Origin of the sequence: Nocardia vermiculata NBRC 100427 (assembly GCF_001613265.1) — a bacterium.
Taxonomy (GTDB): Bacteria; Actinomycetota; Actinomycetes; order Mycobacteriales; family Mycobacteriaceae; genus Nocardia; species Nocardia vermiculata.
On record NZ_BDCA01000003.1, the window covers coordinates 1 to 14,096 of the forward strand.

The window sequence follows — 14,096 nt, forward strand, 5'->3', positions numbered from 1 at the left end:
GCGCGCGGTGGGCGCATGGCGGCGGCACGGCCGGCCGCGGTGTTGGGCGGGGGAGTGTCCTCGTCTTCACCGCTGCCCGCGGCGCCCGCGACGATGGGATGACTCTGGCCGTAATCGAGGTCGATCACATCGGCCACCACGACGGTGACGTTGTCGGGACCGCCGCTGCGCAATGCCAATTCGATGAGCCGGTCGGCGGCCTCGTCGGTATTGCCCTCGCGCAGGGTGTTCTCGATGGTCTCGTCGCTCACCACGTCGGACAGGCCGTCCGAACACAGCAGATACCGGTCCCCGGCCCGTGCTTCGCGGACGATGAGCGTGGGCTCTATCTCGTTACCGGTGAGCGCCCGCATGATCAGTGACCGTTGCGGGTGGGTGTGTGCCTGTTCCGGCGTGATCCGGCCCTCGTCGACCAGTGATTGCACGAAGGTGTCGTCACGGGTGATCTGCGCCAGCTCGCCGTCGCGCAGCATGTAGGCCCGAGAATCTCCGATGTGGCCGAGGCCGAGTTTCTTGCCGGCGAACAGGATGGTGGTGAGCGTGGTGCCCATACCGTCGAGTTCGGGATCCTCCTCGACCTCGTCGGCGATCGCGGCATTACCTTCGCGAATTGCCCGGTCCAGCTTGCCGAGGAGATCGTCGCCGGGTTCGTCGTCGTCGAGATGGGCCAGCGCGGCGATCATCAGCTGGGAGGCGACTTCACCGGCAGCGTGGCCGCCCATGCCGTCGGCCAGCGCGAGCAGGCGTGCACCCGCGTAGACGGAATCCTCGTTGTTCGCCCGGACGAGCCCACGGTCGCTACGCGCTGCGTAGCGGAGAACTTGAGTCACGATCGCAGCTCGATCACAGTCTTACCCACACGGACAGGAGAGCCGAGCGGAACTCGGACAGGGGTGGTGACCTTCGCTCGATCGAGGTAGGTCCCGTTGGTCGATCCTAAATCTTCGACGTACCAGTCCTCGCCGCGCGGCGATAAACGCGCGTGCCGCGTCGAGGCGTAGTCGTCGGTCAGAACCAGCGTGGAATCGTCTGCACGCCCGATCAGCACCGGTTGGGTGCCGAGCGTGATCCGAGTGCCGGCTAGTGAACCCTGAGTCACCACTAGATACTTGGCGCCCTTCTGGCCACGGCTGAAGGATGGCAGTACCGCCGAACCACGGGTGGGTCGGGGCTGAATCCGGATGCCTGATGCCGCGTAGATGTCGCTGCGCAAAGTTCGAAGTACCGCCCACACGAACAGCCACAACAGCAAGAGGAATCCCGCACGGGTCAACTGCAGAATGAGTCCCTGCACGGCTCCACCTCCTGTTCGACCGGTCCCGTAGTGGCATTTCGTCCCCCAACCGGCGTGCTGGTCAGCACGGCCCGGCTGCCGAACGAATGTTGGCAGCATAGTAGGGCCGATGACCGGTTGCGATCACGATATGGGCGCGGGATTTTCGCGCCATATCGTGACCTGCTCCGGCGAGCTTACGGGATCAGACGATTCGGATCAGGATCTCGGAATGCCCGGCGCGAATCACATCGCCGTCGGCGAGCTGCCAATCCTGTACGGGCGAGCCGTTGACCAGGGTTCCGTTGGTCGAACCGAGATCGGAGAGCATGGCCACCTGGCCGTCCCAGCGGACCTCGATGTGGCGGCGCGAGACCCCGGTATCGGGAAGCCGGAAGTGGGCATCCTGGCCGCGGCCGATGATGTTACTTCCCTCACGCAATTGATAGGTGCGGCCGCTGCCGTCGTCGAGATGCAGGGTGGCCGAATAGCCGGATGCGCTGCGCGGTGCGGCCGGCGGTGGTGCGGCGGCATAGCCGCCTTGCTGGCCGTAGGCCTGCTGCTGGGCGTACCCCTCGTCGGCCCCGTAGGCGCCCTGGTCCGCGTAGCCCTGGTCGGCATACCCCTGATCGGCGTATCCCGGGTCCGCGTAGCCCTGCTGGGCGTAGCCCGGGTCCGCGTAGGCCTGCTGGCCGTCGCCGTAGGCCGGCTGGGCATACCCCTGGTCGTAACCGGGGGCCTGGCCGTAGCCGGGCTGCTGCCCGTAGGGCTGTTCCGGGTAGCCCTGCTGCTGTCCATAGCCCTGGTCGGCGTAGCCCTGCTGCCCGTAACCCTGGTCGTAGCCACCCTGGTCGTAGCCCTGGTCGGCATAGGCCTGCTGCTGTCCGTAACCCTGGTCGGCATAGGCCTGCTGCCCGTAACCCTGGTCGTAGCTGCCCTGGTCGTAGCTACCTTGGTCGGCGTAGCCCTGCTGGCCGTAGGCCGCGCCACCCTGTTGGTAGTCGTATCCGTTCTGATAGTCACCGTAGGCGGGCTGACCTTCGGCACCCGGGTACTGACCACCACGGCCGTAGTCGTCCGGATAGTTCGGAGCGGGGTGGCCCCCGGGCGGCGGCGCGTACCCGCGGTTGCGTGGATCGGACTCCGCGGGCTCTCGGCTGGGGTCGTAGCCTGAGTTCTGCGTCATGGGGCCAGCTCCTGGTTGCGGGTGTGCGGGTCGTTGTGGGGGTTGTCCAGGTTTACCAGGTGGTCGGTACGGGGCCGGCCGATTCCGGTCGTCCGCATCCGGATCCACCTTGCCGTGCGTCCTGAACTGTCCGGTGTGCAGCGTAGGGGATGTCTCGAATCCGACGCGCACTTCACCGTAGGTCTGCCACCCTTGCTCGCGGATGTAGTCCTGTAGATGCCTGGCGAACGCACGGGTCGTCAACTCCTGATCTGCGTCGAGTTCTTGCAGGTCCGTGGGGTTGACGGTGATGACGTAGACATTCGGTGCGAGGATGTGGCCACCGTCGAGTTCGGTGAGCCGGTCCGATGCTTCGCGTTGTAGCGCCGCCTCCACTTCCTGTGGGACGACACTACCGCCGAAGACTCGGGCGAAGGCATCACCGACGGCGCCCTGCAGACGTCGTTCGAAACGCGAGACGATGCCCATAGCGGCCTCCCTTCGATACCCACCCTCGTACGTTCACCCGGTCTGTCCACGCCGGTTGATCGGGCCGTGTCGCCCTGATGTCACGATCCAGCGACACGACATGCCGATAGGGCGTGTCGTCGAACAGACACGGTCTCTGCATGATATCCACGATCCTCCACACCTGTAACTCGCGATTACCTCCGGTGAGTTCCCGCGCCGGGTGAAATCTCCGGAAGAGTTCCTGTCGCAACCTCCTTGGTATTGCCTTTGACCAGGCGATTTCATATGGGTACCCGGTGCGTGCTACTGTCATCCAGTCGCTCGGGCGAGTGGCGGAATGGCAGACGCGCTGGCTTCAGGTGCCAGTGTCCTTCGGGACGTGGGGGTTCAAGTCCCCCTTCGCCCACAGAAGTAGTTCGATGAACTACGACAGTAGAGGCCGTGGATTCTTCGGAATCCACGGCCTCTACTGCGTTTACCTGATATTCGGCTGCTCACCTTCGGCCCCTGCGTCGCATGGTCAACACTCCGGCGAGCCAGCCCACCGCGAACATCACCAGCAGTACCAGCCACATCGGGGAAGTGATCTCGATGAGCAGGAATTCGATCGAGGTTCGCCCGCGGTTCTCGGCGACGAAGATGATCGCCAATACCAGCAGTACCAACGCCACCCACTGCGTCGGGGAGACGCGGGAGAGTATCGAGCGCTTTTCCGAGGTGCTCATCAGGTGTCCCTTCGTCGTGGCCGGAGTTGTTCATCGGGTGCGGACGGGCGACGTGGACCAGCGGCCGGTTCGGGTGTTGCGCTGCGTTAGTCCCGATTCCGGCTGTGGACGTGGTCCTCGGCCTCGGGGGTGACCGGATCGGTGATATCGGCGAACTCCGGGTGCTTGTCTATATATCCGGCGACGAACGGGCATACCGGCACGACACGCAGCCCGGCTGCCCTGGTGCGAATCAGTGCCTGCGATACCAGAGCACCCGCCAAACCGCGGCCGGCGAAGTCGGAGCCGATTTCGGTGTGATGGAAGATCCGCTGCCCACCGTGATCCACGAACTCGGCGAAGCCGGCGGGCCGATCGTCCACGCTGATGTCGAACCGTTCCGCGGCCTGGGTCACGACCGGGTCCGGCTGCTGTTCGGTGGTCATGGCTCCAGTATTGCCGTCCGGCGTGCCGGAAGCGGGCAGGTTCGCCTTCCCGGCTGCGACCAGTGTGATCTTCGCCGCATTGCGCAGGGCGGGGCAGAGGCTGTTCAGGTGTGTGAGGAGTGATATTTCGAGTTCGCTGTCGCTCTATCTCGGTTATTCAGCGGATGCCTATATGTGACCTCCTGAGATTTGCCTGGCAAGCTCCTTGGATTTCAGGTTGCAAACATACTTGCAGTTTGTTTTTCCGGTGTGTCGGCGGGCTCAAACGCTTTGGCTGACGAGGCGATCAGTGCCTTTACCTGCGGTGATGACGTTCGGCTGCCTCTCGACGGGTGACCGGGAAACATCCGTGCAGACGGCGTCGTGTGGTGTGGGAGTGGGTGAAAAGTAGGGGAAAAACCCCCATACACAATTGTTGAGGTTTGTGTCGAGTGGTTATTTCGGACCGCCCGCCAGGAATTTGCGCACCGTCTCCGGAGTCGATGTCAGGGAGTCGGTTTCGGGATGGTTACGCGCAGGCAGACGCGATGGCCGGGTGGTTGCGTGGCGGTAACGATTGTGTAGAGTCAACGGCAACGCTGGCCGCAGCTGAGCTGGACTCGCTGCGGCCAGTGGATCTCAAATTCCGGACCCGATCATCGTCCGAATTCCTCACTTCTCGCAAGGGATTTTCTCAGCGCCAGCATAAAGCTACCGGATGTTAACCGGAAGTGCGCTCAGCTCATGCTCCGCCGCAGTGCGTGCAGCCTGTTCCTGCGCCGCTCGTCGTCCGGCACCGAATACATAGGCCAGAAAACCGATTTCGGCAATCAGCCCGATACCGATTCGCACCGGTGCCGGTAGGCCACTCGGCGTGACGAAGCCCTCGATCACACCGGAGACCAGAAGCACCCCCACCAGCCCCACGGCGATTGCCGCCGTGGCGCGGCCCTGCCGTGCCAATGCTTCCGCGCGTGACCGGCGCCCCGGATCGATGAGCGTCCAGCCCAGCTGCAACCCGGCCCCGCCGGCCACGAAAACCGCGGTGAGCTCCAGCATTCCGTGTGGCAGCAGGAAGCCGAAGAAGGAATCGAGGCGACCCGCATCGGCCATCAGGCCGCCCGAGATCCCGACATTCACCGCGTTCATGAACAGCAGATAGGCCGCCGGGAGAATGACGATGCCGGTGAACAGCGCGATCGCCGACACCCAGGCGTTGTTGGTCCAGACCTGAGCGGCGAAGGCGTCGTGCGGATGTTCGGAGTAGTAGGACTCGAAGGTGCCGCCGGGCGCGGTCAGTAGTTGCGCGTCGGCGGGCACCCCCAGAAACCGGCGCGCCGCGCCGGAGCCGGACACCCAGATGCCGAATCCGGTCGACACCCCGAGAAATGCCACCAGGACACCGGTCCACCACGGCCACGCCCGGTACACCGCTGCCGGGAAGCGGTGAGTAAAGAAGTAGGTGATCTGGGACCGGGTATCGGTCCGCGCGCCCAGTAGCCGTCCGCGGGCTCGTGCCAGGACCGCGCTCACACCGTTGATCAGCTCGGGATCGGGAGAGTGCGATTGCAACCGGGCCAACTGCTGGGAGGTGCGGCGGTACAGCGCGACGAACTCGTCGACCTCGGCGCCGGTCAGGTGACGCTGTCCGGCCAGCCGATCGAGTCGATCCCAATGCCGACGCTGCGCGTACGAATAGGCGTCGACGTCCATCGGCTCCTCCTCCAGTCGTCCCGGAGCGCACCACGCCCCCTCCTCGAAGGCTAGTTCCTGGGTGGCCGATTCGAGATACTGGAACAACCATGGCCGAGTTCATCACCGGGGAGGCGGTCTCCCTGCAGCTACCGATCGCCCGCATTCCGACCCGCGCGGCCGCGTTCGCCGTCGATCTGATGTTGCAGGTGGCACTCGCACTCGGGCTGCTGCTGGCGGCCGTGCTGCTGGTTCCACGCTTGGACGGTGCCTGGCTCGACACGGTCCTGTTGCTCGGCACCGTCACCGTGTTGGTCGGCTATCCGGTGGTCAGCGAGACACTGCTGCGTGGCCGGACCGTCGGCAAGATGGCGATGGGACTGCGGGTGGTACGCGACGACGGCGGGCCCATCGGCTTCCGGCATGCGCTGACCCGTGGCCTGGCCGCCGCACTGGTGGACTTCTGGAATCTCGGCGGCTTCGGCTTCGTCGCGGTGGTCACCTCGCTGTGCTCGCCGCGGGCACGGCGGGTCGGCGACATCCTGGCCGGCACCGTGGTGGTGTCGGATCGCGCGCGACTTCCCATGCCCGCCCTGGCGACGGTGCCGCCCTGGCTGGCCGGATGGGTCGCCGGCATGGATCTGAGCGGACTCACCGAGGAACTCGCGCTGTCGGTGCGGCAGTACCTGACCAGATATCCGCAGCTGACTCCGCAGGCACAGGCCGACCTCGGCACCGCCCTGGTGCAGGCGGTGTGTCGTCAGTTACGGGTCGCGCCGGTCGTGGGATACCCGCCGCTGCAGATTCTGGGTGCGGTGATCGGCGAACGGCAGCGCCGGACGTTGCCGCCACCGCAGCTGCCCTTCTGGGCCGTTCCGCCCGTGCCGGCGGCGCCGGTCTCGCCGCCTACAGCGCGCCCGTCCGTTTGAGCTCCAGGTATTCGTCGGCCAGTGCCTCCGGCAGCCGTTCGGGAGCCGCGGCCACCACGTCGATGCCACGGCGCTGCAGCGTCTCCCGCACGATCGCGCGTTCGGCGAGCAGATGTTCGGCCGCCGCGGCCGCGTAGATCGTACCGATGGTGTCGCGGCGTTTCGCCGCCGCCGCAATCTCCGGGTCGGTGACCGAAACGATCAGCACCCGATGGCGCTTGGTCAGTACCGGTAGGACCGGCAGCAGATTCTCCTCCACCATCGCGCCGTCGAGGCTGGTGAACCACACCACCAGACTGCGGCGGCGAGTATGGCGAACGGCCGTGCGCACCAGCGCCGGAGTATCGGTATCGGCAAGGGCGGGAACGATGCCCGACAACGCGTGCATCAGCGTGGACTGCACGGCCTTGCCACGTACGCCCCGGACCTCGGCACGAACCTCGCGATCGAAGGCGAGCAGATCGACGGTGTCGCCGGCGGCGGCAGCCAGGCCACCCAGTAACAGGGCCGCCTCGATCGCGGTGTCGAGTCTGGTCTGTTCGCCCAGGCGGGCGGCACTGACACGGCCCGTATCCATCAGCATCAGCACGTGCCGGTTGCGTTCGGGCCGCCAGGTGCGTACCAGCACGTCACTGGCGCGGGCGGTGGCGCGCCAATCGATGGAACGCACATCGTCACCGGCGACATACTCGCGAAAAGCGTCGAATTCCGAACCGGGACCGCGCATATTCGCCACCGAGCGACCGTCGAGATGGTGCAGCCGCTTCACCTTGGCCGACAGAATCCGCTCCGATCGAAACGCCGGCAGCGCACGGACCGTCGCCGCGACGGTGCGGCGGAACTGACGCCCGGCCAGGCCGAGTGGACCGACACAGCGGACCGTCACCGGCCCCGCGACCCGATCGCCGCGCCGTGCGGGACATACAGTGGTACGCAGCGTGGTTCGGCTGCCGGGTGGAAGTCGCACCGTGTGGGTGGCCTCCGGCGCTCGCGCACTCGGCGGCCAGTCGTCCCACAACCACGCGCGCACGGTACGTGGACCACGATTGTGCACGGTGAGCTCGACGGTGACCGGGCGACCGACGCGCACCGTGGTCAGCGGCGCCCGGTGCAGGTCCAGTTCGTCGGTGCGGCACGCCGCCACGTCGACGGCGACGAGCACGACGAGCAGGCCCGTCATCGCCACCACTCCGACCCAGGACGGCAGTGCGAAGACGACGACTAGCGCGGCGACGGCGGCCCCCGCCACCAGACGGCCGGTGACGATCATCGCTACACCGGTACCGGCACCGACGCCAGCAACGACGTCATCACACCGGCACCGGTCACCCCGTCGAGCTCGGCCTCCGGACGCAACTGCAGGCGATGCCGCAGCGCGGCTACCGCAACGGTTTTCACGTCGTCCGGAGTGACGAAGGCCCGGTTCTGCAGCCAGGCGAGGGCGCGTGCGGAGGCCAGCAGGGCGGTCGCGCCGCGTGGTGAGGCGCCGTGTTGTACGGCCGGGGAGGCGCGGGTGGCCCGGCACAGATCCACGATGTAGGCCAGCACCTCCGGATTGATCGTCACCCGGGAGACGGCCTCACGCGCAGCGGCCAGATGTGCCGGACCTGCGACCGCACGGACCCCGGCAGCGTCCAGATCGCGCGGATCGAAGCCCGCGGCGTGGCGTTGCAGGATCCGGAACTCCTCGTCGCGAGCCGGCAGCTGCATATCGACCTTGAACAGGAAGCGGTCGAGCTGCGCCTCGGGCAGCGGATAGGTGCCCTCCTGCTCGATCGGATTCTGGGTCGCGATCACCATGAACGGATCCGGCAGTGGCTGTGGCACACCGGCTACCGAAACTTGGCGTTCCTCCATGGATTCCAGCAGCGCGGACTGTGTTTTCGGTGGTGTGCGGTTGATTTCGTCGGCGAGCATCAGATTGGTGAACACCGGGCCGCGACGGAACGTGAACTCGGTGGTGTGCGGGTCGTAGATCTGGGAGCCGGTCACATCACCGGGCATCAGGTCGGGAGTGAACTGAACCCGGGTGTGTTCCAGCTCCAGTGCCGCGGCCAGGGTGCGTACCAGCAGCGTCTTCGCTACGCCCGGAACACCTTCGAGAAGTACGTGACCACGGCAGAGCAGTGCGAGTACCAGATACAGCACCGCCTGATCGTTGCCGACGACGGCCTTGCCGATCTCGAGGCGCAGTTGACCGAGCGCTCGGAGTGCCTCGTCGGCGGTGGGGGCGGGGGTGGTCTGCGCCGTTGTCATCCGGTCTCCGTCATCCTATTTCCGATTCGATCCAGTCCAATTGGGCGGCAACATATTCCAAAGTGGCATCGTCGGGAACGGGGCCGTCGAACGCCGCCGCGATACGTGTGACGTCGATACCGATCCGGGTTGCGATCACCGCCGCCACCTGCTCCGGGGAGGCATTGTCGCGCAACTGCAGCCGCCCGCGCAGGCGGCGCAGGGTCGCCGACCGGAGTTTGCCCGCGATATGGTCGCGATCCTTGGTGCGCTGGTAGAGCGCGGCCTGTCCGGCCGCCAGTTCACCGGCCGCCACCTGCACCGGCCGGGGCTCACCGACCACGGCACCGCGGCGGCGGCCGCGCCACCAGACCACGATCGCGGCGCAGATCAGGGCCTGTGCTCCGCCGTAGACCAGCCACGGCGGGAAGCGCTCGAAGATCGAATCCGAGCCCTCGCCCAGCTGCGGTGGCCGGGTGTCGCCACCCGACGACGGTCCCTGATCGGGCGGCGGCGACGGCGGTGCGGACGGCGCGTTGATCAGCTCGAGGATCAGGTAGACCGCCACCGCGATGACCAGCGCACCGAGCACGACCCACCAGAAACGCTTGTCGCGCAGTAGCGGCGGCAGGCCGGGAAGCCGGATTCGGCCGCGGGCCGTGCGGGTGGCGGAGGCCACCTCGGTCGGGTCCGGGGGCGGTGGTGGGGCCAGCGAATAGCGGTCCGCCGCGCTGAGCCGTTGATATTCGTCCGGGGTGGCCGCCCGGCCGCCGTAGACGATCTCCTCGAAACTGCGGGTGGCACCGGCGAAGTCTTCGGTAGTACCGGGTAGCGCGTGCGAGGCTGCCGCTGCCGTCTCGCGTGCGGTGCGAGCCCGCTCGACCTCGAGGACGCCGCCCTGTTCCAGGCCCCGCACCACGGCCCGGAACCGTTCCCGCAGCGCGGTGTCGAAGTCGTGCTGCCCGGCGGCGGCTTCTGAGGCCTCGCGATGCTGTGCGGCGGGGCCGAGGGCAGGTGCGGGTGGCGCCGGGTGTTCCGGAGCTGCCGGGTGTTCGGGGAAGTCTTCGGCGGTCATCGCGGAGCCTGCCCGCCCGGAATCCGGAGGTCTGCACCCTCGCGGGCGCACCGCCGATCGATGTGGACGACAACCGCGGTGGCGGCGTCCATGGCCGCGGAGAAGGCGGTGACCAGCAGCGCGGCCCCCGCCAGCAGTGCGATGACCGCCCAGCGATGCGTTCCGGAGATATCGGACAGGTACCCCAGCAAGCCGACGACCGGGCCCGCGAGTGCGATCAGCAGACCGCGCAGGAATATCCAGAGCCCGGCGATCGGCATGAGACGGCCGGTGGCGAGCATTTTCGCCCGTGTCACCGCGACGGAGTAGCGCTGCGATTCCAGGAACAGGACCGGCGCGACCGCCCATCGTCGCGCCCGCACCCGGCCCAGCCAGATGGTCGACGGGATGAGCGTGATGACCAACAGTGCGCCGAGGGCGGTGATCCCGATTCCGATCAGCGCCGAGACGAGGTGATGTCGTGCCAGCGGAGCCCAGACCGCGCCCAGTCGCCGGGCGGCCGTGCCTGCCGTGATCGGCTGCCGGTGGACGACTGCGGCGGCGACCGGAACCGCCATGCCCGTTATCCACAGTCGCAGCAACCATGCGCAGCAGAGTGTGGAAACAACTGCGGCCCAGACCGTTCCGGCCTTCGAGTCGTCGCTCGCCCAGGAGACCAGCAGCGTCACGCCCAGGACAGCACCGAGTGCGACGGCGACCCCGATGCCCGCAATTCCGGCCACCAGTCGAACCCGCGCTTGCAGCACCGCGAACGGCAGATCGGCGAGCTCCCGCCACGACAGCGGCCGTATCGGAATCTGCTCGGCCTCGCCGGGAGCGGTTACCGCCGTGCCGGCCCCCGCATGCGCCGACGCATTGATCGGGGGCGCTCCGGAGGTGGACGACCGCCCATCACGATCGGCTACGGCTGGATACACGGCCCGAGTCTATCCAGCCGCGCGGACCCGCGGCGGTGATCCGGGGCGGCACACCCTCCAGGTCGCGCGGTTCCGGGCACCGCGCTTCGGGGGCGTTCTCCGCGGGGACGGGGCGAGGTCGGCGCCGTATCGGTCGCCGGGTTCGGCCGGCGACCAGCGATTACTGCCGCCCAGCGGAACGGGATCACCGGCATGGCGTAGTTCGGGACGGGCAGCCCGCGCTCGGCGGGAACGGGCGCACCTACCGAACTCCCGGCGGCCTGGTCGCGCCCCGGGGTGGCATCGGCCAGGAACCACCGAGGCGAGGAAGGGCAGGGTGATTCTTCAGCGGATGGCGATAGATGGTGGCCGCGGTGGGGTAGTGGCCCGTGAACTTCGGCTCCGCAGGGACCGCGCGCTCGAGGTGTGGCGAGCCGTCCGGGCCGGGGTACTCCGGCGCATGCACCGTGATGGTGCGGGTGCGCCGGAGCGTGAAGGTGATCTCTTCGGCTTCTTCGAAGGCCCGGGCGAAGGTGCGCAGTGGTGCTGTCGCATTCTCCACGGCTCGATCCAGGGCACCGGTCACGAACTTCGGTAGCAGGGGACCGATCAGTTGCACCGCGGTATCGGTGAACGGCACGGTACCGAGAAGTGGAAGCTCCAGTCCAGCATGCTGTTTCGGCGCAACGTCCGGGACCGGGGTACGGCCGCCGGAGGTGCGCGCCGCAGGTAGTTCCGGCCGGGTGTGAGCTGTGGGCGGGTTGGGAACCATTGTGGCCGGCACGGCCGCAAGTGTGGCTGTTGCCACCGGCCCACCCTGCTGTGCCGTCGAAGGCTCGGCCGGCGGCAGCGCGGGTAGCACCGGAAGTTCTGCTTGCGCTGCGTGATCCGCGACGACCGGCCCGTGCGGATCGGCGACACCGATTTCCAGGTTGCCGATAGCGGCGAGTACCCGGGGACGTTGTCGACGGTGCGTGACGGCGGTGGTCGTGGCAGTGGAAGCGGCGCTCGTGAGTGCTACGGATTCCGTTTTCCGGTAAGGCTTTTCGGGACCGGCCTGGATTCGGTCCGGCAGTAGCGCGATCGTGGCATCGCGCCGGGGCCGTAGCAGTCGGGGCAGTAGCGCTGCGAATACCGCGATCGCGAGGACTGCCAGCCGCAGCAGCAAGGCCCCGGAATGCGTGGTGGTGTAGTCGTGCATAGCCTGCCACCGCGCGCCGAGGCCGCGGTCGCTGGCGCCGACCGCTGCGCTTCGGGCCCGGTCGAGTGCGGCCTGCCGATCGGACAGCTGCCGATCGAGCGGCTCGACGCGGGCCAGGGCGGTATCCATCCGCCCCCGAGCGGCACTGAGCACCTCGTCGGCCGCACGAGTTTCCGGTCCGCGGCCGGGGATGCCGGTGATCTTGGTCTGCGGGCATTCCGGTGTGGGGTGATATTCACAGCGGGCCACGATCAGTGCTTCGTCGATATCGCCGCGTGCCTGGGTGAGGGTTCGTTCCAGTGCCGCACGGGCAGTGCGTGACTGGTCGAGGGCGGTGCGCGCGCTGACCACAGTGGCGGCCGAGTCGGCGGCTCGGCGGGCGTGGTCGTCGAGTGCCCGGTTCACCGGTCCGCCGAACAGCAGGGTGCTCGCCAGTTCGGCCACGATGGCGCCGGTGAGCACGGCAACCGCGGATCGGCCGAAGCGGTCGGTGCGGCGCCGACCCGGCCGGATCGCCGACCCTCCCACGCGGTGATCCGCATGTGTCGGCTCCGGGACTGTCTCCGCGCCAACCGGTCCCGCGGCGGTGGCTCGCGCGATCGCGGCGATCAGCACCGCAGACACGAGTGCCGCGATGCCTACCACCACAGGGCTCCAGTGCGCCGCGGCACCGGCGAACCCCACGACCGTCCCGGACAACACCGCGAGTCCCGCGACCACGGTCCCGGTGACCGCGTATGCCGGCCGTCCGTACCGGTCGCTGCGGCCGGATTCGCGGCCGCCGAGCCAGATCAACGGCTCCGCCAACGATTTCCGCGTGGCGGCCTGCTGCCCGGGCGTCTGGGCGTCGATCAACGGGGGTCACATCCTCCGGGTACCGGGCGTTGTCACCCTCGGGCGCAACGGGCTGCATCGTATTCCCGCATGTGGTCCGGTCGGGCGCGGGAACGAGATTCGGCGAGAACGGGATTCAGCCTGACAGGCGGGCCCGGGTTCCTCCGCGAGTCGCGCTGTGCGAGTGGCGAGCCTCACATGTGCGATGGTGTTGGTGTGACAGCAGAGGTTTCGGAGACCGAGGGTGGTCGTCCGGCGAGGTCGGCCGTCGCTTTCGTCGGCGTGGTGGCCGCCATGGTCGTTCCCCTTGCCGTATCCGCACTACCCACCGCGGTGGCAGCGCCGATCGCCGCCGAGCAGGTCACGGTGACCGAGGGGGATCAGGTGTTCGAATTACGCACCCTCGTCGAACTGGCCCTGCGCCGGCTGAACACCGCCGACGCGGTGGCCGCCGCCAAGTGGGCGACCGCGCAGCGCACCGGTGAGCCGCCGGTGGTCGATGATCCGGCGCGTGAGGCTCAGGTCTACGAGTCGATGGCCGCGGCGGGCGCCCGCTCCGGACTTCCGCAGAGCTGGGTGCGGCAGGTCTTCAGGGGCCAGATCGAGGCCAACAAGACCGTGCAGCACGGCCTGCTCGCGCGGTGGCGTTTCGATCCGGCGTCGGCACCGGCGCCCGGTACCTCCGAGCTGGCCTCGGTCCGGCCGGTCATCGATGAGGTGAACGACGAAATTCTGGCGCAGCTGGCCGCGCACCGAGGTGTGTTGGAGGGGTCGGATTGCACCGAGCGGGTGGCCGCCGCCGCGTTTTCGGTGCTGACCTCGGGTGCCGCAGATGCACTGCATTCCGCGGCGCTCGTGCGCGCGGCCGTATCCCTGTGTCCCGCAACGGTTGTGAAATAAACCACAGCCGCCCCGTGGCGGGGTTTGCCGAGAATGTGCTGAACCCCACAAACCAAAAGGATTCCGTACGGTCCGCACATTGGCGTGGCTTGTCGTTCCGGTAGCGGTAACGGCTCGTCCCGGTGTCCGGGAAGTTAGCCGTGCAACACCCTGGTTTGCCGTGGTCGCAGACTGGGAAATCTGCTCCGATGCAGGTGAGCGCGTTGTGACCGGTCAGCGGACCGGTTTACGGCCAGGCCCGGCTGCACCGGCTGGCAGTGGCGAACGCGACTGAAGAAATCGGCTCTTCCTGCTTT

13 protein-coding genes and 1 tRNA gene are annotated in these 14,096 nt (G+C 67.6%); 3 read left to right on the forward strand and 11 right to left on the reverse strand.

The annotated features are described in order from the left end of the window. The 3 genes from NV2_RS05855 to NV2_RS05865 all read right to left on the reverse strand — a co-directional run. Positions 1–830: PP2C family protein-serine/threonine phosphatase (locus NV2_RS05855; RefSeq protein WP_169811550.1), on the reverse strand; the 830-nt coding region annotated here is incomplete at its 3' end. Next, a complete protein-coding gene (locus tag NV2_RS05860) occupies positions 827–1,294 on the reverse strand; it encodes an FHA domain-containing protein FhaB/FipA (RefSeq protein ID WP_067870420.1) in 468 nt (155 codons plus the stop codon). The genes NV2_RS05855 and NV2_RS05860, both read right to left, overlap by 4 nt. 184 nt (positions 1,295–1,478) lie before the next feature. After that, the gene (locus NV2_RS05865) at positions 1,479–2,927 is read right to left on the reverse strand and encodes an FhaA domain-containing protein (RefSeq protein ID WP_067870422.1); all 1,449 of its coding nucleotides are present in this window, start codon (positions 2,925–2,927) and stop codon (positions 1,479–1,481) included. 305 nt (positions 2,928–3,232) lie between these two features. Between NV2_RS05865 and NV2_RS05870 the strand changes: the two genes are divergently transcribed. After that, positions 3,233–3,315 (forward strand) — tRNA-Leu (locus NV2_RS05870). An 88-nt stretch (positions 3,316–3,403) separates the two neighbouring features. On the opposite strand, the gene NV2_RS05875 is transcribed toward NV2_RS05870, so the two are convergent. The 3 genes from NV2_RS05875 to NV2_RS05885 all read right to left on the reverse strand — a co-directional run bounded on the left by NV2_RS05875 (position 3,404) and on the right by NV2_RS05885 (position 5,751). Beyond that, entirely contained in the window at positions 3,404–3,634 is a 231-nt protein-coding gene (locus tag NV2_RS05875; protein WP_067870424.1) for a LapA family protein, read from the reverse strand. An 86-nt stretch (positions 3,635–3,720) separates the two neighbouring features. Next, on the reverse strand, positions 3,721–4,059 hold the full coding sequence (locus NV2_RS05880) for a GNAT family N-acetyltransferase (RefSeq protein ID WP_067870426.1): 339 nt from the start codon (positions 4,057–4,059) through the stop codon (positions 3,721–3,723). Between the two features lie 690 nt (positions 4,060–4,749). Beyond that, a complete protein-coding gene (locus tag NV2_RS05885) occupies positions 4,750–5,751 on the reverse strand; it encodes a stage II sporulation protein M (RefSeq protein ID WP_067870676.1) in 1,002 nt (333 codons plus the stop codon). Positions 5,752–5,840: 89 nt separating this feature from the next. Between NV2_RS05885 and NV2_RS05890 the strand changes: the two genes are divergently transcribed. Next, positions 5,841–6,659, forward strand: coding sequence for an RDD family protein (locus NV2_RS05890; protein ID WP_067870428.1), 819 nt, complete (start codon positions 5,841–5,843; stop codon positions 6,657–6,659). On the opposite strand, the gene NV2_RS05895 is transcribed toward NV2_RS05890, so the two are convergent. The 5 genes from NV2_RS05895 to NV2_RS05915 form a co-directional block, all read right to left on the reverse strand. Then, a complete protein-coding gene (locus tag NV2_RS05895; protein ID WP_067870430.1) occupies positions 6,637–7,929 on the reverse strand; it encodes a DUF58 domain-containing protein in 1,293 nt (430 codons plus the stop codon). The two genes, NV2_RS05890 and NV2_RS05895, sit on opposite strands and share 23 nt — an antisense overlap. Before the next feature lie 2 nt (positions 7,930–7,931). Continuing rightward, positions 7,932–8,915 (reverse strand): AAA family ATPase, encoded by a 984-nt coding sequence (locus tag NV2_RS05900; protein ID WP_067870432.1) that lies wholly within the window; start codon positions 8,913–8,915, stop codon positions 7,932–7,934. Positions 8,916–8,925: 10 nt separating this feature from the next. Then, on the reverse strand, positions 8,926–9,969 hold the full coding sequence (locus NV2_RS05905; RefSeq protein ID WP_067870434.1) for a DUF4129 domain-containing protein: 1,044 nt from the start codon (positions 9,967–9,969) through the stop codon (positions 8,926–8,928). Further along, entirely contained in the window at positions 9,966–10,886 is a 921-nt protein-coding gene (locus NV2_RS05910; RefSeq protein WP_067870436.1) for a hypothetical protein, read from the reverse strand. Before NV2_RS05910 ends, NV2_RS05905 begins: the two co-directional genes overlap by 4 nt. A gap of 241 nt (positions 10,887–11,127) precedes the next feature. Further along, positions 11,128–12,921, reverse strand: coding sequence for a DUF4407 domain-containing protein (locus tag NV2_RS05915; protein WP_067870438.1), 1,794 nt, complete (start codon positions 12,919–12,921; stop codon positions 11,128–11,130). Positions 12,922–13,116: 195 nt separating this feature from the next. Here NV2_RS05915 and aroQ point away from each other — a divergent pair, with 195 nt between their 5' ends. Beyond that, positions 13,117–13,800 carry a gamma subclass chorismate mutase AroQ gene (gene aroQ, locus NV2_RS05920; protein ID WP_168436084.1) on the forward strand — a complete coding sequence of 228 codons (684 nt, stop codon included), beginning with the start codon at positions 13,117–13,119 and terminating at the stop codon, positions 13,798–13,800. Positions 13,801–14,096: the final 296 nt, after the last annotated feature.

Coding starts and splice junctions, on each gene's coding strand:
- NV2_RS05875 (WP_067870424.1), bottom strand. CDS start 3,634: ATGAGCACCTCGGAAAAGCGCTCGATACTCTCCCGCGTCTCCCCGACG.
- NV2_RS05885 (WP_067870676.1), bottom strand. CDS start 5,751: ATGGACGTCGACGCCTATTCGTACGCGCAGCGTCGGCATTGGGATCGA.
- NV2_RS05905 (WP_067870434.1), bottom strand. CDS start 9,969: ATGACCGCCGAAGACTTCCCCGAACACCCGGCAGCTCCGGAACACCCG.
- NV2_RS05900 (WP_067870432.1), bottom strand. CDS start 8,915: ATGACAACGGCGCAGACCACCCCCGCCCCCACCGCCGACGAGGCACTC.
- NV2_RS05890 (WP_067870428.1), top strand. CDS start 5,841: ATGGCCGAGTTCATCACCGGGGAGGCGGTCTCCCTGCAGCTACCGATC.
- NV2_RS05865 (WP_067870422.1), bottom strand. CDS start 2,927: ATGGGCATCGTCTCGCGTTTCGAACGACGTCTGCAGGGCGCCGTCGGT.
- NV2_RS05895 (WP_067870430.1), bottom strand. CDS start 7,929: ATGATCGTCACCGGCCGTCTGGTGGCGGGGGCCGCCGTCGCCGCGCTA.
- NV2_RS05880 (WP_067870426.1), bottom strand. CDS start 4,059: ATGACCACCGAACAGCAGCCGGACCCGGTCGTGACCCAGGCCGCGGAA.